Genomic DNA, 25,098 nt, shown 5'->3' with positions numbered 1-25,098 from the left:
AAGCGCGATCGATCGAAACGAGGCGACGAACGATCGCGTTCTTCCCGGCGTGCGCATGTCGTTCCTGTCCCTACGCTTGGCGCGACGGTCCACGACTCCGGCGGGGAGCCTGATACCACTCCGCCGATTGACGGTAAAGCTATTCACGAGATGCAACCCTATGATGCGTAGTGCGAAGGCCGGGAATAAAACGGCGCAGCAGTTTCGTGACGCCGCCCTGCCATGGCTCGATGATGCCTATGCATTCGCCCAGGTGCTGATGCGAACCGAGGCGGACGCCGAACAGGCCGTGCAGGACTGCTATCTGCGCGCACAGCGCCAGTTCGACGGCTTTCGTGGCACCGCGATCAGGCCGTGGCTGCTCGCGATCCTCAAAACCGTCTGCCAGGAGAAGCCGTCCCGCCGCGGCTCAGCCCCGGATGCCGGCGCGAGCGGGACGCTTGAGCGGCGCGGCCCCCCGACCATCCGGCAACTCGTCGACGAGCTGCCCGCACCACTCGGCGAGGTTATCGCACTGCGCGAATATCTCGATCTCACCTACAAGGAGATCGCCGAGGTCACCGGCGTTCCCGTCGCCACCGTGATGTCGCGTATCGCGGAAGCCCGCGGCCTGCTGCTCGCGGCGCGGCGAGCAGCGCAAGCGCACCAGGAACCAGCCGCTGCGAGGCCCGCGGGCGGCACGATAAAACCTACGATCTACCGCGCGAACGCCTGTTGAACCGCCGAGGACTCGGTGACGCCGTTGGCGATCAGGAGCTGAAGCAGCAAGCGTGCCTTCTGCGGATTGAGATCGAGCGAGACTGCAAAGCCGAGCTTATCGTCCTCGACCTCGACGTTGCGGTTGACATAGCCCGAGCCGACCCGAGTGGAACGCACCACGATGACACCCTGCTTCGCCGCAGCCGCCAGCGCGTCGATCGCGCCCTTCGATGAATTGCCGTCACCGACGCCGGCCAGCACGATGCCCTTGGCGCCGCGCTTGACCGCATCCTCGACCTCCGCGGCGTCCATGTTGGCGTGCGAATAGACGATGTCGACCCGCGGCAAGGGCGGCGCATCCGGCAGCTTCAGCCCGGCACGTTTGGGCGGTGCGGCCGGCTGCAGGTAGCGGAGCGAGCCGGTGTCGACATAACCGACCGGACCGGCATCGGGCGAGCGGAACGTCTCCACGCTGGTGGTATTGGTCTTCTGCACCCAGCGCGCGGCATGGATGGTGTCGTCAAGCACCACCAGCACGCCGCGGCCACGGGATTCCGGCGCCGATGCGACCCGCATCGCCTCGTAGAGATTGGCCGGGCCATCGGCGCCGATCGCGGTCGAGGGCCGCATCGATCCGACCAGCACGACCGGCATGTCGGTGTCCAGCACGCTTTGCAGGAAGAACGCCGTCTCCTCCATCGTGTCGGTGCCGTGCGTGATGACGATGCCGTCGACCTCCTTGTTGTCGATCGCGGTACGGATGCGCTTGACGAGGTCGAACCAGACCTTGTCGTTCATGTCCTGCAAGACGATCGACGAGATCTGCTCGGCCGAGATCTGGGCGAGCTTGTCGATCCCCGGAATGGCCGCGATCAGGTTCGCTGCGCTGACCTTGCCCGAATCATAGGCATTGCCGGCGCGTGCATTGGCCTGGCCCGCGATGGTGCCGCCGGTGCCGAGCACGAGCACACGGGCCAGCGCGGTCCCGGCGGGGGACTGCTGAGCGATGGCCGGCGACGCAAGCCCGATGACGAGGGCTGCGGCAAGGCCGACGATGGTGCGTGCAGAACGAGCCGATCGGAACAAGTGCAGCGTCATTTCTTCCCCCAGCGACAGATTTCCTGCTTACAACTCGTGGTTTTATCGCGCAAGAAATGGACAAACTTGCGGCGGAAACCATCGGGGACAGAATTCCGACCTTCCCGGCCGCTCTCACCCGGTACCCTGCTCACACCGCCTTGCTCGCCGGCGAGCCTGCAAAATGTTGACACCGCAGGAATGGCGTCGCACATTTTTCGAAGATTATTCGAAATATGGGGCGCGCCATGCACTTCGAGCTTCCCGACGATCTCCGCACGCTGCAAGGCCGGATCCGCGAATTCGTGCGCAGCGAGCTCAAGCCCCACGATGCCGCGATCGAGGCAACGGGCGAGGTGCCGGAGAGCGCGATGGCCGGCCTGCGCAGGATGGGATTGTTCGGCACCAACACGCCCAAGCAATTCGGCGGTCTCGGCCTCTCGATGCTCGGCAGCTGCCTCGCGATCGAGGAACTCGCGAAGGCGCACACGGCGTTCTACTATCTGAGCGGGGTGAACGTTCACATCGGATCGAAGGCGATCGAGTTCTTCGCGCAGCCTTCGGTTCGCGACCGGTATCTGCTCGAGCTCGCCAGCGGACGCATGATCGGCGCGTTCGCGCTGACCGAGCCGAACGCCGGATCGGATGCCGCCGGCATCCAGACCACGGCGCGGCGTGACGGCGATCATTACGTGCTCGACGGCCGCAAGACCTACATCACCAATGCGCCGGTCGCCGGCGTCTTCACGGTGTTCGCGACGCTCGATCCGTCCGCGGGCGCGAAGGGCATCGCGGCGTTTGTCGTGGACGCGAAGACGCCGGGCCTCGCCATCGGCCGCCTGGTCGAGATGGCCGCCGGTCGCGGCTCTGATCATGCCGAGGTGATCTTCGAAGACTGCCGCATTCCCTGCGAGAACCTGCTCGGCCAGGAGGGCGACGGATTTGCCATCGCGATGCGGTGCCTGGATGCCGGACGCACGCATTGGGGCGCCTATTGCGTCGGCGCAGCGAGCCAGCTGCTGGACTACGCGCTCGAGCATGTCTCGGAGCGCGAGACGTTCGGACGCAAGCTGCGCGACCATCAGGGCATCGAGTGGCAGATCGCCGACATGGCGAGCGCGCTGCATGCCGCACGCCTGGTCGCCTATGAGGCGGCCTGGCGCTACGACCAAAGCGACGCCGCCGCCCGCACCGCCGCGGCGGCACTGTCCAAATATACCGGCGCCGACATGGTGCAGCGGGTGGCCGACATGACCATGCAGCTGTTCGGTGGTGCCGGTTATTCCAGGGACCTGCCGATCGAACGCATCTGGCGGGAAACGCGGGTGGTCCGCATTCTGGATGGCACATCCGAGATCATGCGGCAGATCATCGCCCGCAACGCGTTCCGCAACCATCAACGACGGAACGCGCCAATCTGACAACGGCCTCTTCCACTTTATGTTGCAATAGTTCTTGGTGATCCACTTCCGCTGTCTTACTGTTTTTGCGGGATGGGAGAAGGAAGTGGCTTCGGGGACGACGCTCAAGCTCAAGCAACAACGCAGCCGCGATCGGCGCGAACAGATCCTCTCGGCGGCGACCAAGCTGTTCGGCCAGAGGGGCATCGACGGCACCTCGCTCACCGAGGTCGCTGCGGTGGCGAAAGTACCGCTCTCCAGCATCTACGATTATTTCGAGGACAAGCGCGCGCTGGTGCTGGATGTGCCCGAGGGCAATTTCGAGGCGCTGTATCAGCAGACCGAGCCGCTGCTGGTGAAGGGCGGCGACCCCGTCGAGCAGCTTCGCATCATCTTCCTGACCAACTTCCAGTACATCAAGGACAACCCGAGCTGGGGCCGCGTGTTCTTCCTGGAGATATGGCCGAGCGTCCTTGCCGCCGAGCCGCGGGTCAAGAAGGCGGTCGACAAATACGCGCTGCGCTACGTGCAGCTGATCAAGCAGGCGATTCGCGCCGGCACCTATCGCCGCAATCTCGATCCTTACACCGCGATGTCGCTGATGATGGGCGGCATGTGCCACTTGACCGCGGTCTGGCTGCTCTATGGCCGCAAATACGATCTGGTGAAGAAGGGCAAGACGCTGTTCACCACACTGCACAACGGGTTCGTTCAGCGTTAGCTGCGCCTGTGCGCAGCCCCGGCTTCGGCGGCGCGAATGATTTGATCCAAAATCAGCGCTGTTTGGCCTGCCGTTGAGACGATCCTTTCCCAGAAAGCCAATACACAACCGTCGAAATCCTGTTCTAGTATGATGCCATGGGCGACCCGCAGATGGACGCGCGGGCACTGGGGATGGGAGCGAACCGATGGACGTCAAGGCTGTTCTGCCGCCGCGTGGCCGCGACTATCGCCTCGACCTGCTGCGCGGCTTCGCCAACTGGGCGATCTATCTCGATCACATCCCGAACAACGCGGTGAACTGGATCACGCAGAAGAATTTCGGCTTCAGCGATGCGGCCGATCTGTTCGTCTTCATCTCCGGCTACACCGCGTCCTTTGTCTATGCGCGGATGATGCTGGAGCGCGGCACCGTGATCGGCGCCACCCGGCTGATCAAGCGGGCCTGGCAGATCTATGTCGCGCATGTCCTGCTGTTCGTGATCTACATCGCCGAGATCGGCTATCTCTCCCAGCGCTATCACGACCCCAATCTGCAGAATGAATTCAACGTCGCAGGCTTCATGCAGAACCCGGCTGAGACGCTCTATCAGGGCCTGATCCTGGCGTTCAAGCCGGTCAACATGGACGTGCTGCCGCTCTACATCGCGCTGATGCTGGTCTATCCGCTGGTGCTGTGGGCGATGCTGCGCAAGCTCAATTTGACGCTGCTGGCCTCGTTCCTGCTCTATCTCGCCGCACGGCATTTCGACTGGAATCTGCCGGCCTATCCGGGGGGCTCATGGTATTTCAACCCGTTCTGCTGGCAGTTCCTGTTCGTGTTCGGCGGCTGGTTCGCGCTCGGCGGCGCCAGCGAATCGATCACGTTCATCCGCTCGCGCGCCTTTCTCTGGCTCGGCGGCGCCTACCTTTTGTTCGCGCTGGTCATGACGCTGGCGGGCCGCTTTCCGGAACTGGGTCAGGCGATGCCGCCCTGGCTCTATGACGCCTTCAACCCGAACGACAAGACCAACCTCGCGCCCTATCGCGTGCTGCACTTTGTGGTGCTGGCCTTCTTCGTCACGCGCTTCCTGCCGCGCGAGTGGGCCGGATATGAATGGCCGATATTCCAGCCGATCATCAAATGCGGCCAGCAGTCGCTCGAGGTGTTCTGCTCGGGCGTCTTCCTTGCCGTGGTCGCGCATGTGGTGCTGGTCGAGGTCTCCGGCAGCCTCTGGATGCAGATCGTTGTCAGCGCGATCGGCATCGTGCTGATGACCGTGCTCGCCTATTATCGCTCCTGGTCGAAGAAGGTCGACAAGGCGCCGAAGCCGCCTGTGGCTGCGCAAGCGCCGGCGGCCGCGAAGCCGGCGGAATAGGCGCGTCATCGATGTCACGTGCCTTCTATCACGATCATCCCGAAATCCTGCAGCTCGAAGCCGAGGTGCGCGACGCCAGGCCCGGCGCCGTCCTCGTCGAGCGCTCGCCATTCTTTCCCGGAGGAGGCGGGCAGCTTCCGGACCAGGGTGTCCTGAGATGGTCCGGCGGCGTGCTGCCCATCACCGGACTTGAGCGCGACGAACGCGGCCTGTGGCATCTGTTTGCCGGCGAAGCTTTGCCCTCCGGCAACGTGACGCTCGAAGTCGAGCCGGCATTTCGCGCGTCGATGTGCGAGCTGCACACGCTCGCCCACGTCGTCAACGCGCTGGTCTATACCCAGTTCGGCGGCGCGCTTCTGACCGGGGCGCAACTCAATGCCGACGGCACCTTCCGGGTCGACTTCGATCTGCCCGGCGCCGACAATGACACGCTGCGGGCGCTCGAGGCGCCGCTGAACGAGATCATCCGGCGGGATCTTCCGGTGAGCAGCGTCTTCATGCCACACCACGAAGCGCAGGCCGTGCCCGGCCTGTTTCGCAGCAAGGCCGTCGCTCCGCCGGTCGGGGAGGATGGCCTTGTCCGGATCGTCGAGATCCTCGGTCTCGACCGGCAAGCCTGCGGCGGCACCCATCTGGCGTCGACGGGGCGCGCGCGACCCGCACGGATCGTCAAGATCGACAACAAGGGCCGCCAGAACCGCAGGATCAAGGTTGCGGTCTGACCGGCTCTCGCAAACCGCCTGCGCTTGCTATTTCGCAAGCGGCTTGCCGGCCGTCTCCGGCGCCAGGGCGATCAGCGGCAGGCCGATCAGATAGATCAGCGACAGCATCGAAATCGCCAGCGGAAAACTTCCGGTGCGCGCGGCGAGCGCGCCGATCAGCGTCGGGCCGGCAGCGCCGAGCACGCGGCCCATGCTGAAGGCGAAGCCGGAGCCCGAGCCGCGCAGCGCGGATGGAAACATCTCCGGCAGCCAGATCGTGAACAAGCCAAACACGCCATTGGTGAAGAAGCCGAGCACCGGCAGCAGAGCCATGAACAGCACCAGGCTGTCGAGCCATTCGATCGCGACTTCATAGCAGACCACAACGGAAATCAGTCCGCCGATGAAGAACAGCACCGCGGTGCGCCGCCGGCTGCCGAGCCAGGTGGTGAGCGATGGCACGAGGAAGCAACCAATCAGCGTGCCGACATTGGTGATCAGCCCAGCCACCGCGCCCATCTCCTGCGCATGCGCCGGCGTCGCCCCCGCCGCGACCAGCTTGGTCGAAATCACGGTCGGCGCCCAGAAGTTCGACGACCACAGGCCGAAGATGATGCAGGCCATCATCAGCGCCGCCGCCCAGGTGGTGCGCGCCTGATCCCCGGTGAACAACGCCGCGACAGACGGCCGCTCGCGCGACGCGCTGCCCTCGGGTTCGGGAATGTTGCTGCGCAGATACGCAATCAGCAGCGCCGGCAGGATGCCGAGCAGGAACATGCCGCGCCAGCCGAGCGTGCTGCCGATCAGGAGTGTCACGGCGGCGGCGAGGAACAATCCGGTCGGCGTGGCCGTATGCAGCCAGCCAGCGAGTCGGACCCGCGTATTCTCCGGCACGGATTCCTGCAGCAGCGGCGTGCCCGCGGCCCATTCGCCGCCGATGCCGAAGCCGGCAACGAAGCGAAACAATGCGAACATCACGATACCGGTCGCAAGCCCGCATAGCGCCGTGAACAGCGAGTAGACCAGCACCGTCCAGCACATGATCCTGACGCGCCCGTAACGGTCCGCGGCCCAGCCCCAGACCATCGAGCAGGCCCAGCCCAGCATGAAGATCGAGAACAGCAGGCCGCCATAGATGCCGATATTGGCCTTGCTCGGCTCGATGCCGCTGGCGGGCAACAGTTCGCTCAGCGCGCTGACCAGGATGTAGCCGTACATCGAGGAATCGAAGCCATCCAACATCCAGCCGAACCAGGTCGCCCAAAACACTTTTCGCGGCGACGCCGCGCCAGTCGCCGCGACCGACGGTGCAACGGCATCAACGATGCTCTCAGTCATGTTTCCTCGCACGTTTCTTTTGTGCTGCGGACTATGACGAGGTTTGCGCGACGAGACACCTCCGCCAAACGGGACGGAGGTATCCGGCATCAGAATGGCGGCGCCGCTCGGGGACAGTGCCTTCTCGCCAAATTCGAACGGCGGCTGGAATTTCTCAAGCGGTAATCCCGAAAGTCGGGAAGGGCATGTCATCTTGCAAGAGGCACTTTCGAGCCAGCTGCGCGCGAGTTTTCATCCGGCCTCGTGAACCTGACGGCCCTCGAACCATGTCGAAAGCACCCTGGTCTGCGATAGAAGCTCCGGCGCGGTCGCGAACAGGTCGCGATCGACCAGGATGAAATCTGCCGACTTTCCGGCTTCGATCGATCCGGTGAGATCGGACAAGCCCATCGCCTGCGCCGCGTTGACGGTGTAGATACGCAGCACCGTCTCGAGATCGAGGGCCTGCTCCGGCCAAAGCGCGCCATCATATCCGCCCCGCGGATTGCGGCGCGTGATCATCCCTTCGATCCCGAGCCAAGGGTCCGGATTGGCCACAACCGGCCAGTCCGATCCGGCCGCCATCAACGCGCCGGCGGCGTGGAGATCGCGAAGCGGCCAATAGCAATCGGCGCGATCCTCGGGCATCGCCGCGCGGATGGCTTCCTGGATCGGGCCGGGATACCAGATGATCGGCGACAGGTCGGCCGCAACATCGAGCGCGCGGAAGCGCGGGATATCGGCGGGGGCAACGAAGCCCGCATGCGCGATCTGGTGCGTAGCACCAGCGCCGTTTCCGGGTCCGTTGAAGCTACGCACGGCGTCGATGGCATCGAGCGTATCGCGAACCGCGGCATCGCCGGTGCAATGCACCTTGACCCGCATCCGATGTTTCTCGGCCTTTGCGATCCACCGCACCAGATCGGGAATCGAGATCAAGGGATCGCCGCAAAAGCAGCAGCCTTGCAAGCGCGTGGCGCGGTATGGCGTGAGCATGGCGGCGGTACGCGTCGTCGGCACTCCGTCCATGAACAGCTTGATGAAATCGGGGCGGACGTGGCGGGTGCGATAGGCCTCGCGGCGCACGATCAGCGCGTCGCCGACGAGATCGGCACCCGACAGCGTCCGCTGCGCGGGCAGCGAGGCGACGCACCAGCCATTGAGCTCATTCGCACGATCGAGCGCGGCCAACGCTTCCAGGAACGGGAGCGTCGTGGTCGCATCCTGAAATGCGGTGACGCCGAAGCCATTGAGAATCTCAACCGCGCGGCGGCACGAAGCCTTGTTGCGCTCCGCAAGATCCGGGATGCTTCGCTCGACCGCCTGCTCGGCAAGCCCCGAGGCTCGCTCCAGCAGCAGCCCGGTCGCAGCCCCGGTCTCCGCATCGCGCAGGATTTGACCGTCTTGCGGATCGGGCGTGCCGGCGTCGATCCCGATCAGCTCCAACGCACGAGAATTGACCCACCGGTTGTGCTGGCTGTCGTCGCGCAGCATCACCGGATGCGCCTCGGAAACCGCATCGAGTGCCGCCAGCGAACTTGCACGGCCGATCACCTCGACCAGTTGACTTCCCCAGATGCCGCCAAAGACCCACTCGCCCGGTTTCGTCGTCGCGCATCGCGCGCGCACGGCTTCAAGCACCGCATCGAACGACATCGTCGGCAAGAGTTTCAATTCATAGAGGTCGGCTTGCCCGCCACGGAGATGGTGGTTGTGCACGTCGACGATACCGGGCAACAGCATGCTGCCGCCAAGGTCCACCATCCTGGTTCCGGGACCGGCCAGACTTTTGATGTCGAGATCGTGACCGACGGCAACGATGGTGCCGCCGGCCACCGCAATCGCCTCGGCGCGGCTCGCAGCGGCATCCGCCGTGAACACGTTTCCATTATGGAAGATCAATTCCGGCCGCATCATCGTGCTTGGCCCTCAGTGCGCCGACAAGGCTCGCGGCTGCCGCGAGAAAATAGTGAGGCACAGAGCGTAAGCCGCGATTGCGGCGGTCTGCAGCCAGTAAGGTAGTGTGGACCTGCCGTCGAGAACGACGTGCAGCGCGTCGGAAAGATTGACGGCGCAAAGACCGAGAACCGTGACCCAGATCGCGACCAAGGCGAAGACGACCTCACCCGAATGCGCGGCGGAGACAAACAGGCAGATATAGGCCACCACTGCGAACGAGATGATCTTGTCCTGATAGGCGTAGTAGGGTGTATCGTAGTAGACAAAGAGGATCGGCACCTTGATCCCGAAGAAGTGCGCCACCGCCATGCAGCAGAAATAGGCTACGCCGGCCCAAAGAAGCAGACTGAGAATTCGACCGCTCATCGAGTCACCCCATAAAGGACCCTGCGAGATATTCCTGTCGGCGAGCTGGTTACATCGCTCGCGTCGTTTCACGGTCCCACATCAATCATGGACAAGCCAGACACATTAATTTCTGACCGAGGAAACCATGGCCTACCATCGCAAGCGCCCCGCCCAGGATCCCTGCCCCGTCGAGACGGTCCTCAAGATCGTCTCGGGCAAGTGGAAGGTTCGGGTGCTTCATCTCCTTTCGCTAGGCGAACTCAGCTTCGGCGAACTGCGCAACTCGATCGTGGGCGTTCGCCAGCAAGTCTTGTCCAGCCTGCTGCGGGACCTGATCGCCGACGGCGCGGTCCGGCAGCGCAAGATTTCATCCGAACGATCGATCTACGCACTGACGGAGCGTGGATTCGATCTTGTTGCGCTGCTGACCCCGCTGGCCGAGTGGGGAAACAATCTGCTCGCCGAACAGGGCGTTACGTGGCGACCGCCCGAGCCGCGGCGAAGTGCTCAGCACGGCGGCGGTGACGAGACCTACCGGACATCGGGGCACCCGTCCGCGCAGAGCGTGCAACGATAACTACGTTCGACCGGTTTGCTTACCGATTGCCGCGCCGGCTGGCGTAGAACACGTTGTAGTGGCTCGATCAATCATCATCTCGTCAGACGAGCATCGCGCTTGTCCAGGTCCCGGTCGCGCCTGGGGATCATGCCGCGGTTCGCTCGACGGGGAGCGATCGGCTTGTTAAGCCGCGTCCCGCAAGGACAATTTGAGTCGGGACATGACCGTAGCGATCGAGATGGGACAAACGACGGCCGGCCCTTCGGCGGCCATCGACCTCGAGGAGCTATTGGCCACGCGCCTCCTGGTGCAGGGCAATTCGGGTTCCGGCAAATCCCATCTGCTGCGCCGGCTGCTGGAACAGAGCGCGCCATGGGTGCAGCAGACCATCATCGATCCCGAGGGTGACTTCGTGACCCTGGCCGAGCGATTCGGCCACCTCGTCATCGATGCCGAGGACCATACCGAGCGCAGCCTGCAGGTCGCCGGCGAGCGCGTGCGCATCCATCGCGTCTCGACCGTGCTCAATCTCGAGGGGCTCGACGCCGAGAACCAGATGCGGCGCGCCGCGGCCTTCCTCGGCGGCATGTTCGAGGTTGCCCGCGACCACTGGTATCCGATGCTGGTGGTGGTGGACGAGGCGCAGCTGTTCGCGCCGGCGAGCGCGGGCGAAGTTTCCGACGAGGCGCGCAAGCTCTCGCTCGGCGCGATGACCAACCTGATGTGCCGCGGCCGCAAGCGCGGGCTGGCCGGGATCATCGCGACCCAGCGGCTCGCCAAGCTCGCCAAGAATGTCGCGGCCGAGGCGTCCAACTTCCTGATGGGCCGGACCTTCCTCGATATCGACATGGCGCGCGCCGCCGACCTGCTCGGCATGGAGCGGCGGCAGGCGGAAGCGTTCCGCGACCTGGAGCGCGGACAATTCATGGCGCTCGGACCCGCACTCTCCCGCCGTCCGCTGGGCTTGCGCATCGGTCCGACCGACACCCAACCGCGCAACGCGGCACCGCGGCTGATGCCGCTGCCTGAAGCGGCGCTTGAGGATGCACGCGCCATCATCCTCGCGGCCCCGCCGCCCGAAATATCAGCCAGACCGCCGCGCCGCGCGCCGTCACCCGACCTGGTCAGCCAGTTGATGGCCGCCAAGCCAACTGTACCGGAGCAAGATCCCGAAACCGCGGAACCGCCGCTCAGCGCCGAGCAGCTGGCCGAGCGGCGTGAGCGGCTGGATCGCATCCTGCGCGCGATCCTCGCCGAGCCCGACGCCGGCTTCCGCGCCATCGGCGTGCTCTATCAGGAGTTCGTGGTCCGCTGCCGGATCGAGGGTCTCGGTGCCGTCGTGCCCGAGCTGACCGATTTCCGCCGCATGCTGACACGCGCCCGCGCCGGGCTCGGCGCCGAGATGGCGGAGGACGACGCGTGGCAGGATGTCTCGCTGCGTGCCGCGATCCTGCCCGAGGACATGCAGGGCGTCTTCATGATGATCGCCCGCGCCGCGAAGGAAGGCTGGCCCTGCCCGAGCGATGCCGCGATCGCCCGCGCCTATGGCACGCACTCGCTGCGCCGCGCCCGGCATTTGCTGACCTACATCGAGGAGCAGGGCCTGATCGTCTGCCAGCTTGACGGTGCCGGCCGGCGGATCGTGACACTCGTCGAGCTCGCCTGGGCCACGGCCGCAGCCGACCCGAATGCCGACGAAGTGCCGGCGGAAGCAGCCTGCAACAGCTCGACTCCGTAATCAGTCGCTGGGCGACGAAGCGTTCGATCTTGCATGGAATCCCAGAAGCGTCGCAAGACACCAAAAAGGCCCGCCGGGAGGCGGGCCTTTTTGTTTCTGCTGGTTGAGGGATCTGGTTCCGGTGGGCCCGCGACAGGCCCCCCACAGCCCCTCATCTTCAGGCCTCACGCATGCTGTGGCTGCGCCAGCTGGCTGACCTGCGTCGCCGGCGGATCGACAACGAGGGTCCCGCCATGGCCATCACTCGAGGTCGTGAAGGTCGAGGCCATGTAGTTGCCGAGAAGCGCAATACTCGCCGTAACAGTGCCGTCCGTCACCGTGAGCGTTCCGTTCGTACTGGTTCCGCTGAAGGTCGGCGTGTGAACGCTCGCGAAATTGATGTTCGCGAAATCGATCGCATCCGAACCGGTCATCCCGGCGACGGTCCCGCTAAAGCTCGCGGAATTGTCGAGCTTCAGCGTCCCCGTCGAACCCTGGAACGTCACGGTGGCGTTCGAGGCCCCCGGCAATTCCAGGGTCGCGCCCGCCGCGATGGTGGCACTGGCGGAACTCTCGCCGGTCGCGTTGAAAGACTGCCAAGCCCCCCACGCGGTGCCGTCATTGGCCCGGATCCAGAGTTGGTCTGTGCCCAAGCCGGCCTGATAGGTGGTCTGGGAAAGTTGCGCCGCCGTGATGTCGATCTCGGTATTTGCCTTCTGCGTGACGTTGTTGACGATCCAGGCCCCGTTCGTGTTGGAATCCCACAACGCATATTTCGTGATGGTATCGCCATCTGCGTCCGTCGCGCTGAACAGGCTCGATGCGGCGAAGGTCTGCCCGGAGACCGTCGCCACGTTCGAGGCCGACACCGTCGGCGCCTGGTTGGTTGCGGTCGCCGTGAACGCCGTCCAGTTCCCCCACAACTTGCCGTCATTGGCCCGCACATAGAGCGTATCCGACGGCGAACCACCGGGGCCGAATACGTAGCTCACCTGCGTCAGGTTCGCCGCCGAGACGTCGATCTCGGTGTTGGCTAGCTGGGCGACGCCATTGATCGCCCAGTGGCCGTTGCCGCCGGTGTCCCAGAACGCGTACTGGGTGATCGTGTCGCTGTCGGCATCCGTCGCCGAGAACAGGCTCGTGGCTACGACCGAATGGTCGTGGGTCCCGGTCGCGTTCGATGCCGTCACAACGGGCGCGTGGTCGGGCCCCGGCGTTGCCGTGAATCCCGTCCAGGTTCCCCACAACAGGCCATCGTTGGCCCTGACGTACAATGTGTCGGGCGTGGTGCCGGTCGGCCCGAACACGTAACTCACCTGTGACAGGTTCGCCGCCGACACATCGATCTCGGTGTTGGCTGCCTGCGCGACGCCATTGATCGCCCAGTGGCCATTGCCGCCGGTGTCCCAGAATGCGTACTGGGTGATGGTGTTGCTGTCGGCATCCGTGGCCGAGAACAGGCTCGTGGCGAGCGCCGACGTCTCGCCATGGGTTGCTGCGACGTTCGGCGCCGTCACCACCGGCGCATGATCGGACCCTGACGGGGCCGTGAAGCCCGTCCAGCCGCCCCACATGAAGCCATCGTTGGCCCTGATGTACAGCGTATCGGGCGGCGAGCCGGTCGGCCCGAACACGTAGCTCACCTGCGACAAGTTCGCCGCCGACACATCGATCTCGGTGTTGGCCGCCTGCGCGACACCATTCACCACCCAGTGGCCGTTGCCGCCGGTGTCCCAGAACGCGTACTGGGCGATGGTGTCGCCATCGGCATCCGTCACCGAGAACAGGCTCGTGGCGAGCGTCGACGTCTCTCCTGGGGTTACTGTCACGGTCGGCGCCGTCACCACCGGCGCGTGGTCAGGCCCCGGTGTTGCCGTGAACGCCGTCCATGTGCCCCACAACATGCCGTCATTGGCCCGCACGTAGAGCGTATCCGACGGCGAACCACCGGGGCCGAACACGTAGCTCACCTGCGACAGGTTCGCCGCCGACACATCGATCTCGGTGTTGGCTGCCTGCGCGACGCCATTGATCGCCCAGTGGCCGTTGCCGCCGGTGTCCCAGAATGCGTACTGGGTGATGGTATTGTTGTCGGCGTCCGTGGCCGAGAACAGGCTCGTGGCGAGCGCCGATGTCTCGCCATGGACTGCTGTGACGTTCTGCGCCATCACGACCGGCGGATTGTCGGCTCCCGGCGGGGCCGTGAACGCCGTCCAGGCGCCCCACAAATAGCCGTCGTTGGCCCTGACATACAACGTATCGGGCATCGAGCCGGGCGAACCGAACACGTAGCTGACCTGCGAGAGGTTCGCCGCCGACACATCGATCTCGGTGTTGGCCAACTGGGCGACGCCATTCACCACCCAGTGGCCGTTGCCGCCGGTGTCCCAGAACGCGTACTGGGTCATCGTGTCGTTGTCGGCGTCCGAGGTCGAGAACAGGGTCGTGGCGAGTGTCGACGTCTCTCCTACGGTTACCGTCACGTTCGGCGCCGTCACCACCGGCGCGTGGTCAGGCCCCGGCGTTGCCGTGAAGGCCGTCCAGGTCCCCCACAGGTAGCCGTCGTTGGCCCTGACGTACAGCGTATCGGGTGTCGACCCTGTCGGCCCGAACACGTAGCTGACCTGCGACAGGTTCCCCGCCGACACGTCGATCTCGGTGTTGGCCAACTGGGCGACGCCATTGATCGCCCAGTGGCCGTTGCCGCCGGTGTCCCAGAACGCGTACTGGGTCATCGTGTCGTTGTCGGCGTCCGAGGTCGAGAACAGGCTTGTGGCGATCGCCGAGGTCTCTCCATGGGTTGCGGTCACGTTCGGCGCCGTCACCACCGGAGCGTGGTCAGGCCCCGGCGTTGCCGTGAACGCCGTCCAGGCGCCCCACAGGTAGCTGTCGTTGGCCCTGACGTACAGCGTATCGGACGTCGACCCTGTTGGTCCGAACACGTAGCTCACCTGCGACAGGTTGGCCGCCGACACATCGATCTCGGTGTCGGCTAACTGGGCGACGCCATTGATCGCCCAGTGGCCGCTGCCGCCGGTGTCCCAGAATGCGTACTGGGTCATCGTGTCGTTGTCGGCGTCCGAGGTCGAGAACAGGCTCGTGGCGAGCGCCGAGGTCTCTCCATGGGTTGCCGTCACGTTGGGCGCCGTCACCACCGGCGCCGCATCCGGCCCCGGTGTTGCGGTGAACGCCGTCCAGGCGCCCCACAGAATTCCGTCGTTCGCTCTTATGTAAAGCGTGTCGGGCGTCGATCCTGTCGGCCCGAACACATAGCTCACCTGCGACAGGTTGGCCGCCGACACATCGATCTCGGTGTTGGCCAGCTCGGTAATACCATTCACCACCCAGTGGCCGTTGCCGCCGGTGTCCCAGAACGCGTACTGGGTCATCGTCTGGTGATCCGGATCGGCCACCGTGAAGAGACTTGACGATGCGGCAACCGACGTTTGGCCGTGCACCGCTGCGACATTGGCGGCATGCACGGTCGGTGGAGTGTCCACAAAAGCGGTTGCGGTAAATTGAGTCCAGCCGCCCCAAGCCGTACCGTCATTGGCCTTTACGAAGAGGGTATCAGCCGTGCCACTCGGACCGAATACGTAGCTCACCTGCGACAGGTTCGCTGCCGCAACATCGATCTCGGCGTTGGTGGCCTGCGCGACGCCGTTGATGGCCCAGTGTCCGTTGCCTTGCGTGTCCCAGAACGCATATTGGGTGATGGCATCGCCATCTGCGTCCGAGACGGAGAACAGGCTGGAAGCCAGCGCAGAACTCTCGCCAAGGATTGCCGTTACATTGGGCGCTGACGTGACCGGTGCGACATCGGCACGCGTCGTGACCAGCGTGCCGGTCCCGGAATCCGTGCTGACGCTGAACCGGACGCCAGGGGTTTGATCAAGCTGCAGATCAAAGGAGGAAGCCCCCTCGGTGACATGCAGGATGTTGCCCGCGAGCAAGGACGCCGATCCGCCGGATACGAAATTGAGGCCAGCCAAATCGATGCTGTCGCCCAGCACCAGACCGCTGATGGTGGTGCCGGCCAAAGATGTGCCATCGACCTTGAGCTGCCCGCCGGAACCGCTGAATGCGATGCCGCTCGCGAGGCTTCCCGCCTGCAATTCGACCACGCCGCCGGAGATCGTCACCACCCCTGCGGAGCCGCCGGAAGATACAATCTCACTACCACCAGCGAACACGAAGACGTTGCTCGTCGTCGTGCCTGCTAGATTGAACGCGCCACCACTCGACACCGCAATGTCGTGCGCCGTGCCTCCGGCGGCAACGTTGAACACGCCGCCACTGGAAACGGTCAGGTGATCCAGCGCGCCGCCCGAAAGGACGTTGACCGTGCCGCCGGAGACGGCCGTCCCGGAGCCCACAGCGCCGTTGACAACACCACCTGAGACGACGTTCTCAACACCACCGGCATAAACGCCCACGCGGCTGAGCACGGTGCCCGACACATTGAATATGCCGCCGCTGGAGACACCGACGAAAGCCGCCGTGCCGCCGGCCAGCACGTTCAATACGCCGCCTGCGCTGACTCCGGTGCCTGAACTGACGGCTCCGGTGATCAGTCCACCGGACAGCACGTTCTCGACACCGCCGCTAGTGACGCTGGCATTGCTCAGCACGGTGCCGGCAACATTGAAGATGCCGCCGCTCGACACGCCGACAAAGGCCGCCGTGCCGCCGGCCGACAGGTTCAACGTACCGCCCGAAATTCCAGTCCCGGATCCGCTCGCGCCGGAGATCGATCCTCCGGACAAGACGTTCTCTACGCCGCCGGCGTACACACCAGTATTGCTCAGCACCTTGCCTGCGACATTGAAGATGCCGCCGCTCGACACACCCACGTGCACAGCCGAACCACCGGCCAGGACGTTCACGACGCCGCCGGCGAAAATGACGGTCGCCGCACTCGATGCCCCGGAGATGAACCCGCCGGACAGCACGTTCTCCACGCCGCCGCTCGAGACCAGCGTGTTGCTTGTGATCGTACCCGCAACATTCAGGGTGCCGCTCGACACCGTAAGGTCGTGGGCCGTACCACCGGCCGAGACATTCAGAGTACCGCTCGAAACTGTCAGATGATCCAGCGCACCGCCCGCAAGAACGTTGACGGTGCCGCCGGATATGCCCGTCCCGAGGCCGGGGGCGCCGGTGACCACACCACCCGAGAGAACATTCTCAACGCCGCCGTCAAAGACGCCGACATTGCCGAGTACGGTGCCAGCCACGTTGAACGTGCCGCCACTCGACACACCGACGAAAGTAGCCGAGCCACCGGCAAGAAGATTCAAAGTGCCGATAACTCCGTTCCCCGCGGAGAAGGATCCCGAGATCAGTCCACCGGACAGCACGTTCTCGACACCGCCGCTCGACACCGTCGTGTTGCTCGTCGTCGTGCCGGCAAGATTGAACGTGCCGCCGCTCGACACCGCTATGTTGTGCACCATGCCGCCGGCGGAAACATTCAGCGTTCCGCTCGACACCGTCAGGTGATCCAGCGCGCCGCCGCCAAACACGTTGACCGTGCCGCCGGATACGCCGGTCCCGGAACCGGTAACGCCGGTGACAACACCACCCGAGAGGACGTTTTCAACGCCGCCATCATAGACAGCGACATTGCTGAGCACGGTGCCCGACACGTTGAACGTGCCGCCGCTCGAAACACCGACATAGGCCGCCGAGCCACCGGCCAGAACGTTGAGGGTACCGATAACACCGGTCCCCGAGCTGATGGCGCCGGTGATCAGACCGCCGGACTGCACGTTCTCGACGCCGCCGGCAAACACCATGCCGTTGCTGAGCACGGTGCCCGCGACATTGAACGTGCCGCCGCTCGACACGCCGACAAAAACCGCTGAGCCCCCGGCCAGAAGGTTTACCGTACCGCCGGCAATGCCCGTCCCCGAGCCGCTGGCCCCGCTGATCAGACCACCGGATAGCACCGTCTCGACGCCGCCCGCCAGGACGCCCGTATTGCTGGTCATGGTGCCGCCGACGCTGAGCACGCCGCCGCTCGAAACAGTAACGTGGTCGGCGGTGGCGCCGGCTTCGACGATGACCCGCCCGGAATCGCCAACACTCGTCGCCGAGCCGCCGGCGAGAATGTCGAGCAGGCCGCCGCCCGAAACTTGCACGCCCGACGCGAGGCCCCCCGACGAAACGGTCTCAACGCCGCCGCTGAGCACGAATTGATTGGTGACGATACCGCTGTCGTTCAGCGCACCGCTGGCATAGACGAACATCGCCGTCGCGGTAGCGCCCGACTGCACGTTCACCGTGCCGCCGGAGATCGCGGTGCCGAAGCCTCCGGACACACCCTGCACCACACCGCCCGACAGCACGTTCTCGACGCCGCCGCTATACACACTGACAGAGCTCAGCACCGTACCGGCGACGTTGAAGACGCCACCGGCCGAGACGCCGACATAGGCCGCCGTGCCGCCGGCCGAAAGGTTCAGCGTGCCGCCCGAGACGCCGGTCCCGGATCCGCTCGCTCCGGAGATCGACCCGCCCGACAGGATATTCTCGACGCCACCGGCGTAGACGGCCGCGTTGCTCAGCACACTGCCGGCAACGTTGAACGTGCCGCCGCTGGAAACGCCAACGTGGACGGCGGACCCGCCGGCAGAAAGGTTCAATATGCCGCCGGCGGAAACGCCGGTCCCGGAGTTTGTTGCCCCCGAAATGAATCCGCCCGACAGTACGTTTTCGACACCGCCGCTACGGACCCCGATCATGCTGAGCGTCGTGCCGGCTACGTTGAAGACGCCGCCGCTCGAAACCGACAGGTATGAAGCAGAGCCGCCGGCGAGAACATTGACGGTGCCGCCGGAAATGCCGGTGCCCGAGCCGACGGCTCCGGAGATGAATCCGCCGGCCTCGATGTTCTCGACGCCCCCGGTGAACACCGCAGTGAAGCTGTTGACGGTCCCCGCCACGTTGAGCGTGCCGCCACTCGAGACGGCGAAGCGATCGCCCGCGCCGCCGGCGCCGACGACGGCACTGCCGCCGCTGGAAATCGTGGTCCCAACTGCGTACCCGCCGGCATCGACCAGGAGCTGACCGCCGCCACTGAGCGTCGTCTGGGTTGCCGAGCCTCCGCTGAGGACCTCGAGCGTGTTGGCTCCCGTTTCGGTCAGTCCTGAGCTGGTAACACCTGAGCTTACAAAAGTGGTGCTCATGGCAGCGCGCCCCCCAAAAAAAATGGTCAGTTCTTGAAATAGGCTAGAGCTTGAATCCAGGAATCGTCCTGATCACCGACTTCACATGGTCCACGGTGATCAGCTTTGTGCACTCGAACTGACGCGGCGTTCCCTTGTGGCGGGGACACCAGAAAAAATCTTTGTGGTCGAATCGAACCGCCGGATCGTTCCAGCAGCTATTGCAGGCGTGATAGTTGATCACGCGATACGGCGTAGCAAATTCATTTGTCGGATGCGTGAAGCCCGCGATCATCACGACCGGGGTGCCGACCGCCCAGGCCAGCCAGGCAAGTCCGCTGGAAAGGCCGATGAAGAAGTCCGCGTGATCGAGCAGATTCGCTCGCTCCTGAATCGGGCGGTCACCGGTCCAGTCCTCCGCGCCGTTCGGAATGTGATTCCATACCAGCTCGTGGCCGTGCGTCGGCTTCTGATCGATGCAGATCACGCGATAGCCGGCCTGCTTGAGAAAGCTGATCAGCTCGCGCCAGCCGTTCGGGTTATTCCAGTACTTGCACTGTGTCGTGCTCTGAACCGCGATGCAAACATAAGGCTCGGGAATGGGCCTTTGCTCATCGGCCAGCGAGATGCGCGGCGCCACCTCGGTCGGATCGACGCCGAGGATGTATCCGGCGGTCCGGTGCAGCCCCACAAAGCGGAAGTCACACGGCTGGTAGACGAAATTCTTGTCGTCGAAAAACAATCCGACGCTGTAGGTGGCGTAGTATCGGTCGGTTTGAATTTCCTCATGCGTAACGAAGTTGATCTCCGGATACGCATCGCGAAACAGCGGAATCAGCTTCTCCGCCATCGCACAGGTCAGCCTGCAATTGTGAGCTTGCCTGAACTTTTCCACATAGGGAAACCAGCCGATCGTGTCGCCCAGGGTGCCGACCGGAAGCTGTATCAGGACGTGACGATCCGTCGCGTTGTACTCATGCGAGAAAATGACATCCTCGCCCTGCAAGACCTCGATACGGAAACGAATGTAGTAGCGCTTTGAGCTGTTGACGCGTCCGCCCGCGAACTGCGTCTCGAAAAGAACATTGCCGGTCTCGGCGTCCCAAAGACGCACGCGCCAAGGACCTTCGGCTTCGGGACAGACGACCCGGGCGCCGTCGTTGAAGTCGAAGCGCAGGCCCTTCGGACCGACTTGAGTGGGAAGTTCTGCCGCTGCCGGATAGGCCCGCTTGGGCGTTTCGGCATCCGGCGCAACGGCTTCCGACTTGGCGGGTACCGCGCTGGTCGACCGATCAACGATGACTTTGGGTTGGTCGGCCACTTGGTCAATCGGACGCTTCAGCCCGATCGCCGGCGCGACGGCAATCGCATTCACGAATATCCCCTGCCCTGAAAATATAAAGAAAGCTAAAAATACCGGCAGACGGTAGGCGAGATTGACAATCGCGTCAACGGACGAAAACCTTAGCGCACACTTCTCTCGCGGCCGCTCCGGAGCCGCAGAAACAAAGAAACACAAGCGATGAGTCGCAATCCCAGCAAGGTCCCGTTTGTGATCGCAGCGTCGGCTCATGGCCCGCTGATCGTCAACCGGCTAGACTACCACACCGCCGGCGAACACACCTTTGGAGTCGGGATTCAGATCCTCGAGCACGGCGCGTTCGACGTCACAGAAATCGAGCTCACGAAGGGTCTTCTTGCACTGCGAAGAACCTACCGGGGGGACGGCGTGGTCGCCATCGACTGCGGGGCGAACATCGGCGTTCACACCATCGAATGGTCCAAGCACATGAACGGCTGGGGCTCGGTCGTTGCCATCGAGGCGCAGGAACGAGTCTACTACGCCCTTGCCGGCAACATCGCCATCAACAACTGCTTCAACGCGCGGGCGATGCACGCGGTCATTTCGTCGGAAACCGGCAAGACCTGGGTGCCGACCTTAAGCCATCAGGAGCCCGCCAGCTTCGGAAGTCTGGAGGTGACGCAACGCCCCGGCACGGAGCAGATCGGTCAGAAGATCGACTATACCCAGGCCAACGGCACTGAAACGACGATGATCACCCTGGACTCCCTGAATCTGAGCCGTTGCGATCTGATCAAGATCGACGTCGAAGGGATGGAGCTGAAGGTGCTGGAGGGGGCCAGCGCCACGATCCGGCAGCATCACCCTGTGATTCATGCGGAATTCATCAAGACCGACAAGGCCGCACTCGTTCGCGCGCTTGCCGATCATGGATACCGGACCTACGACGCAGGGCAAAACTGCCTCGCGATCCATGAATCCGACCCGAGCCTGAGCCACGTGGAATCGCGAACGACGTCATGACGGCCTGACCGCCGAATTCCTTCACCGCTCCCGGAGAGCATCCTGCCGGTAGCGCACGATCGGCGACAACAAATAGCTCATGATGCTGCGGGCGCCCGTCCTGATTTGGACGGTTACGGTCATTCCCGGCGAAAGATTGATCTCCTTGTCATCGACGACCATCTTGGTCCGGTCGATCGAGACATGCGCGACATAGACGGGTCCCGTCCCCTTGGGCTCACTGCTTTCTTCCGGCGCGCCGCCATTGGGCTCGCGGGCTGAATCCCGTGACCGGTCGCGGGAGACGGAATCGGGCGAGACGCTGACGATCTTGCCGTGCAGCAGGCCGTAGCGCGTGAAGTTGAAGGTATCGACCTTGATTTCGGCGTCCTGGCCGGGGTGCACGAAGCCGATATCGCGATTTGAAACCATCGCTTCGATTTCAAACAGATTGTCGCTGGGTACGACGACCGCGAGCGTCTGGGCGGCGGTTGCGACGCCGCCGACCGTGTGCACGGCCAGTTGCTGCACCACGCCATCGATGGGGGCGGCAAGTTTTTGAAGGCTGGTCCGGTGCTCGGCTTTGGACACTTCGTCCTTGAGGCTGCCGGCCTTCTGCGTCGCCTTGGCGAGATCATCGTACAGGCGGTGCCGGTATTCCGAGACTAGCTTGGCGCGCGTCTCTGCGAGCGCGGCGACGGCCGCGTTGGCCTCCTCGAGCTTGCTCCGTTGCACCAGGACGTCCTGCTGCATCCCGACGAGTTCCTGGAGTTCCTGCAAGTATTGCAGCTTTGAACCGTACTCCCTATCCGCCAGGTACTTGCGAACGCCGACCCGCTCCTGCAGGACCGGCAGTAGAGCTTCAATCTTGGCGATGCTGGCGTCGATCGTTTTGGTCTCCGCGACCTTCTGCACCCGCTGCCGATCCAGTTCCGACAATTTGGCGCGCTGCTCGGAATCCTGACTGCGCAGGTACTCCAGATGCATCTGGATCAACGCGGGCGGCGTGTCGGCCGGTGCGCCGTCAAGCGCGTCGGTGTTTCCGTCGAGCGCCGAACGGGCGCGTGAAATATCCAGCTGTGACGCGAGAAGATCGTTCTTCAGGTGCTGAAACTCCGCCTGATTGCTGGTCGGATCCAGCTCGATCAGAATCTCACCTGCCTTGACCCTTTGACCGTCGCGGACGTGAATGGCCCGCACCACTCCGATCTCCAGCGGCTGAACCAGCTTGACACGGTCGCCAGGTACGATCTTTCCAGGTGCTGAGGCAACGATGTCGATCTTGCCGAGAGCCGCCCACGCCACGGCGCAGCAGAACAGGGCAGCAAGCAGGACGGCGGTCAGCCTGGCGGTGGGAGATGGCGGCGTCTCGACAATTTCGAGGGCGGCCGGCAGGAAGGCCAGCTCGTCCCGGGTTTTGCCCCCGACCGCAACCACTTCACGAGCCGACTTCATGGATCCCCGCCTGTATCCGGTACAGCGACGCGTATCTTCCGCCTGTGCTCAACAACTCCTCATGGGATCCCTGTTCGACGAGCCGGCCGCGATCAATGGTGATGATCCGATCGGTGCGCCTGACAGCGGATAGACGATGTGCAATGACAAAAACCGTTCGTCCCTTCACGATCCGGTTCATATTGTCCTGAATGACCCTTTCGCTTTCGTAGTCCAGCGAACTGGTCGCTTCGTCGAAGATCAGGATGCGGGGATCGGTGATAAGGGCCCGCGCGATCGCGATGCGTTGCCGCTGCCCGCCCGACAGACTGGAGCCGCGCTCGCCGACGACGGTGTCGTAGCCTTCCGGCAGTTCCAGAATGAATTCGTGAGCTCCCGCAAGCTGAGCCGCGGCGACCACTTTCTCCATCGGTGCGGCAGGATCGGCGAGCGCGATGTTTTCCCGTACGCTGCGATTGAACAACACGTTTTCCTGCAGGACGACGCCGACCTGGCGACGCAGCCACGCCGGATCGACCATCGCAAGGTCAATCCCGTCGACAAGGACCCTGCCCTTCTCCGGAACGTAAAGGCGCTGAACGAGCTTCGTGAAAGTGCTCTTGCCCGAACCGGACGGGCCGACGATGCCGACGACCTGGCCGGCCGGAATGCTGATGTTGATGTCATGCAGCACTTCGGGTCCATCGACCCGATAGCGGAACGCCACGTGTTCAAGGGTGACCTGCCCCTTGATGGGCGGCGGCACGGCGCGACCGGGGCTGAACGTCTGTTCGGCCGGCGTATTCAGGATGTCACCGAGCCGCGCGATCGAGAGCCTGGCCTGATGAAAGTCCTGCCAGAGCTGCGCCAGTCGCAGAACCGGCGCACTTACGCGTGACGAGAACATGTTGAAGGCGATCAGCTCGCCGACCGTGAGGCTGCCGTCGATCACCAGCTTGGCGCCGGCGTAAAGGATCACCGCGGTGACGAGCTTGCTGACGAACTGGACCGATTGGCTCGCTACATTGGCGAGGCTGAGCACGCGGAAGCTGGCCGCAACGTATCCGGCAAGCTGCTCCTCCCAGCGGCGCTGCATCTGCGGTTCGAGCGCCATGGCCTTGATCGTCTCGACCCCGGTCACGCTCTCGACGAGAAAGGACTGGTTTTCGGCCCCGCGCTCGAATTTGGTATCCAGCCGCTGCCGGAACATCGGCGTCGCGCCAGCCGAGATGCCGACATAAAGCGGGAATGACCCAAGCACGATCCAGGTCAGGATCGGCGAGTAGACAAACATCACCGCGATGAACACGATGGTGAAGAACAGATCTATCACGACCGTCAGCGCGGAGCCGGTCAGGAAGTTGCGAATGTTCTCCAACTCGCGGACCCGCGCAACCGAGTCGCCGACCCGGCGCGCCTGGAAGTAGGCAATGGGCAGCCCGATGAGATGCCTAAACAAGCGGGCTCCCAGCTCGACATCGATCCGGTTGGTCACATGCGAGAACAGGTAGGTCCTCAATATCGCGAGGGCCGTTTCGAAAGCCGCGATGCCGATCAACCCCACGACGAGCACATCGAGTGTGCTGAGCGTGTGATTAACCAGGACCTTGTCGATCACCACCTGAAAGAACAGCGGCGACACCAGTGCGAACAGCTGCAAGAAGAACGAGGCGATCAACACCTCGACGAAATGATACCGATATTTGTGGATCGCCCCCAAGAACCACGACAGGTCAAAGCGGCGCGCAAGATTGACCAGTCCCGCCCGCCGGCTCACCAGGATCAGCTTGCCGGTCCACACCGCTTCCAGGTCGGCCCTCGTGATCAACTCCGGGCGCTCTGCCAGAGGCGATTGAACGAGGATCTTGTCCGGGCCCACCTTGGCGAGGATCAAATGGCCACCGTCGCGCAACGGCGCGATGGCAGGAAGCGGGACCTTCTCGAGCCTCAGCCAGTTGGTGCTCAGCTCGCGCGCCTTGACGCCGGTCGAGCGCGCGTACCGCAGCATCTCCGGCGTTCCGAACGGGCCATTGCCGACTTGATGACGAATCTGGTCGACATCGGCCGGGAGGCCGTGAAAACGCAGCAGCATCGCGAGCGCAACTATCCCGCTGTCTGCTGTCGTACCGCTCCGCGTTTCAATCATCTCGCGACTTAATCTGCTCAGTAGCTGAAAATAACTGCAGTCGAAGGTGGGCCGAGATTGCCGTGAGCGGGCCCCGCCCCTGCTCGTCGGCCTCGCCGTCAGTGCAAACTGACTATTCGTAACGAAACGACAGAGCAGCAAATGAATATGACAGGCAGAGTACTATGGCTCTTCGGCGAGATGCAATTG

16 protein-coding genes are annotated in these 25,098 nt (G+C 63.9%); 8 read left to right on the top strand and 8 right to left on the bottom strand.

Annotation, left to right across the window (positions count from 1 at the left end; genetic code table 11):
• Window positions 1–160 precede the first annotated feature (160 nt).
• Entirely contained in the window at window positions 161–718 is a 558-nt protein-coding gene (locus ACE103_RS04840) for a sigma factor-like helix-turn-helix DNA-binding protein (protein WP_375778524.1), read from the top strand.
• On the opposite strand, the gene ACE103_RS04835 is transcribed toward ACE103_RS04840, so the two are convergent.
• Window positions 697–1,797, bottom strand: coding sequence for an asparaginase (locus ACE103_RS04835; protein ID WP_375778523.1), 1,101 nt, complete (start codon window positions 1,795–1,797; stop codon window positions 697–699). The two genes, ACE103_RS04840 and ACE103_RS04835, sit on opposite strands and share 22 nt — an antisense overlap.
• 227 nt (window positions 1,798–2,024) lie before the next feature.
• On the opposite strand from ACE103_RS04835, the gene ACE103_RS04830 reads away from it, so the two are divergent.
• The 4 genes from ACE103_RS04830 (at window position 2,025) to ACE103_RS04815 (ending at window position 5,976) form a co-directional block, all read left to right on the top strand.
• A complete protein-coding gene (locus ACE103_RS04830) occupies window positions 2,025–3,197 on the top strand; it encodes an acyl-CoA dehydrogenase family protein (protein WP_375778522.1) in 1,173 nt (390 codons plus the stop codon).
• Between the two features lie 85 nt (window positions 3,198–3,282).
• The gene (locus tag ACE103_RS04825) at window positions 3,283–3,897 is read left to right on the top strand and encodes a TetR/AcrR family transcriptional regulator (protein WP_223974029.1); all 615 of its coding nucleotides are present in this window, start codon (window positions 3,283–3,285) and stop codon (window positions 3,895–3,897) included.
• Window positions 3,898–4,084: 187 nt separating this feature from the next.
• Window positions 4,085–5,254, top strand: a complete 1,170-nt coding sequence (locus tag ACE103_RS04820; RefSeq protein WP_375778521.1) for an OpgC domain-containing protein — start codon at window positions 4,085–4,087, stop codon at window positions 5,252–5,254.
• 11 nt (window positions 5,255–5,265) lie between these two features.
• Entirely contained in the window at window positions 5,266–5,976 is a 711-nt protein-coding gene (locus ACE103_RS04815) for an alanyl-tRNA editing protein (protein WP_375778520.1), read from the top strand.
• A 27-nt stretch (window positions 5,977–6,003) separates the two neighbouring features.
• Here ACE103_RS04815 and ACE103_RS04810 read toward each other — a convergent pair whose 3' ends face one another.
• The 3 genes from ACE103_RS04810 to ACE103_RS04800 all read right to left on the bottom strand — a co-directional run bounded on the left by ACE103_RS04810 (window position 6,004) and on the right by ACE103_RS04800 (window position 9,597).
• Window positions 6,004–7,293, bottom strand: coding sequence for an MFS transporter (locus ACE103_RS04810; RefSeq protein WP_375778519.1), 1,290 nt, complete (start codon window positions 7,291–7,293; stop codon window positions 6,004–6,006).
• 231 nt (window positions 7,294–7,524) lie between these two features.
• Complete coding sequence (locus ACE103_RS04805) at window positions 7,525–9,189, bottom strand: amidohydrolase (RefSeq protein WP_375778518.1); 1,665 nt, start codon at window positions 9,187–9,189, stop codon at window positions 7,525–7,527.
• Window positions 9,190–9,201: 12 nt separating this feature from the next.
• The gene (locus ACE103_RS04800; RefSeq protein WP_223974038.1) at window positions 9,202–9,597 is read right to left on the bottom strand and encodes a hypothetical protein; all 396 of its coding nucleotides are present in this window, start codon (window positions 9,595–9,597) and stop codon (window positions 9,202–9,204) included.
• Between the two features lie 127 nt (window positions 9,598–9,724).
• Here ACE103_RS04800 and ACE103_RS04795 point away from each other — a divergent pair, with 127 nt between their 5' ends.
• Window positions 9,725–10,156 carry a winged helix-turn-helix transcriptional regulator gene (locus tag ACE103_RS04795; protein ID WP_375778517.1) on the top strand — a complete coding sequence of 144 codons (432 nt, stop codon included), beginning with the start codon at window positions 9,725–9,727 and terminating at the stop codon, window positions 10,154–10,156.
• Window positions 10,157–10,358: 202 nt separating this feature from the next.
• Window positions 10,359–11,876, top strand: coding sequence for a helicase HerA domain-containing protein (locus ACE103_RS04790; RefSeq protein WP_375778516.1), 1,518 nt, complete (start codon window positions 10,359–10,361; stop codon window positions 11,874–11,876).
• A 164-nt stretch (window positions 11,877–12,040) separates the two neighbouring features.
• On the opposite strand, the gene ACE103_RS04785 is transcribed toward ACE103_RS04790, so the two are convergent.
• Window positions 12,041–19,045: a hypothetical protein gene (locus ACE103_RS04785; protein WP_375778515.1), complete on the bottom strand. Its 7,005-nt coding sequence runs from the start codon at window positions 19,043–19,045 to the stop codon at window positions 12,041–12,043.
• 43 nt (window positions 19,046–19,088) lie between these two features.
• Entirely contained in the window at window positions 19,089–20,399 is a 1,311-nt protein-coding gene (locus tag ACE103_RS04780; protein ID WP_223974046.1) for an autotransporter strand-loop-strand O-heptosyltransferase, read from the bottom strand.
• Window positions 20,400–20,546: 147 nt separating this feature from the next.
• On the opposite strand from ACE103_RS04780, the gene ACE103_RS04775 reads away from it, so the two are divergent.
• The gene (locus ACE103_RS04775) at window positions 20,547–21,350 is read left to right on the top strand and encodes an FkbM family methyltransferase (protein WP_223974048.1); all 804 of its coding nucleotides are present in this window, start codon (window positions 20,547–20,549) and stop codon (window positions 21,348–21,350) included.
• Window positions 21,351–21,371: 21 nt separating this feature from the next.
• Here the strand turns inward: ACE103_RS04775 and ACE103_RS04770 are convergent, their stop codons facing one another.
• Both ACE103_RS04770 and ACE103_RS04765 read right to left on the bottom strand, forming a co-directional pair.
• On the bottom strand, window positions 21,372–22,784 hold the full coding sequence (locus ACE103_RS04770) for an HlyD family type I secretion periplasmic adaptor subunit (RefSeq protein WP_223974050.1): 1,413 nt from the start codon (window positions 22,782–22,784) through the stop codon (window positions 21,372–21,374).
• Window positions 22,768–24,909: a type I secretion system permease/ATPase gene (locus ACE103_RS04765; RefSeq protein ID WP_375778514.1), complete on the bottom strand. Its 2,142-nt coding sequence runs from the start codon at window positions 24,907–24,909 to the stop codon at window positions 22,768–22,770. The genes ACE103_RS04770 and ACE103_RS04765 overlap by 17 nt, the downstream gene beginning before the upstream one ends.
• Window positions 24,910–25,098 lie beyond the last annotated feature (189 nt).

The organism is Bradyrhizobium sp. ma5, from assembly GCF_042258955.1.
In the GTDB taxonomy this organism is placed as follows: Bacteria; Pseudomonadota; Alphaproteobacteria; order Rhizobiales; family Xanthobacteraceae; genus Bradyrhizobium.
Note: the sequence above shows the minus strand (reverse complement) of the source record. Positions and strands in the feature narration are given on the sequence as shown.

Excerpts from the sequence above, each read along its gene's own strand:
- ACE103_RS04840 (WP_375778524.1), top strand. The coding sequence starts at position 161 with ATGATGCGTAGTGCGAAGGCCGGGAATAAAACGGCGCAGCAGTTTCGT.
- ACE103_RS04770 (WP_223974050.1), bottom strand. The coding sequence starts at position 22,784 with ATGAAGTCGGCTCGTGAAGTGGTTGCGGTCGGGGGCAAAACCCGGGAC.
- ACE103_RS04830 (WP_375778522.1), top strand. The coding sequence starts at position 2,025 with ATGCACTTCGAGCTTCCCGACGATCTCCGCACGCTGCAAGGCCGGATC.
- ACE103_RS04800 (WP_223974038.1), bottom strand. The coding sequence starts at position 9,597 with ATGAGCGGTCGAATTCTCAGTCTGCTTCTTTGGGCCGGCGTAGCCTAT.
- ACE103_RS04835 (WP_375778523.1), bottom strand. The coding sequence starts at position 1,797 with ATGACGCTGCACTTGTTCCGATCGGCTCGTTCTGCACGCACCATCGTC.
- ACE103_RS04805 (WP_375778518.1), bottom strand. The coding sequence starts at position 9,189 with ATGATGCGGCCGGAATTGATCTTCCATAATGGAAACGTGTTCACGGCG.
- ACE103_RS04765 (WP_375778514.1), bottom strand. The coding sequence starts at position 24,909 with ATGATTGAAACGCGGAGCGGTACGACAGCAGACAGCGGGATAGTTGCG.
- ACE103_RS04820 (WP_375778521.1), top strand. The coding sequence starts at position 4,085 with ATGGACGTCAAGGCTGTTCTGCCGCCGCGTGGCCGCGACTATCGCCTC.
- ACE103_RS04815 (WP_375778520.1), top strand. The coding sequence starts at position 5,266 with ATGTCACGTGCCTTCTATCACGATCATCCCGAAATCCTGCAGCTCGAA.
- ACE103_RS04810 (WP_375778519.1), bottom strand. The coding sequence starts at position 7,293 with ATGACTGAGAGCATCGTTGATGCCGTTGCACCGTCGGTCGCGGCGACT.
- ACE103_RS04795 (WP_375778517.1), top strand. The coding sequence starts at position 9,725 with ATGGCCTACCATCGCAAGCGCCCCGCCCAGGATCCCTGCCCCGTCGAG.
- ACE103_RS04785 (WP_375778515.1), bottom strand. The coding sequence starts at position 19,045 with ATGAGCACCACTTTTGTAAGCTCAGGTGTTACCAGCTCAGGACTGACC.
- ACE103_RS04775 (WP_223974048.1), top strand. The coding sequence starts at position 20,547 with ATGAGTCGCAATCCCAGCAAGGTCCCGTTTGTGATCGCAGCGTCGGCT.
- ACE103_RS04790 (WP_375778516.1), top strand. The coding sequence starts at position 10,359 with ATGACCGTAGCGATCGAGATGGGACAAACGACGGCCGGCCCTTCGGCG.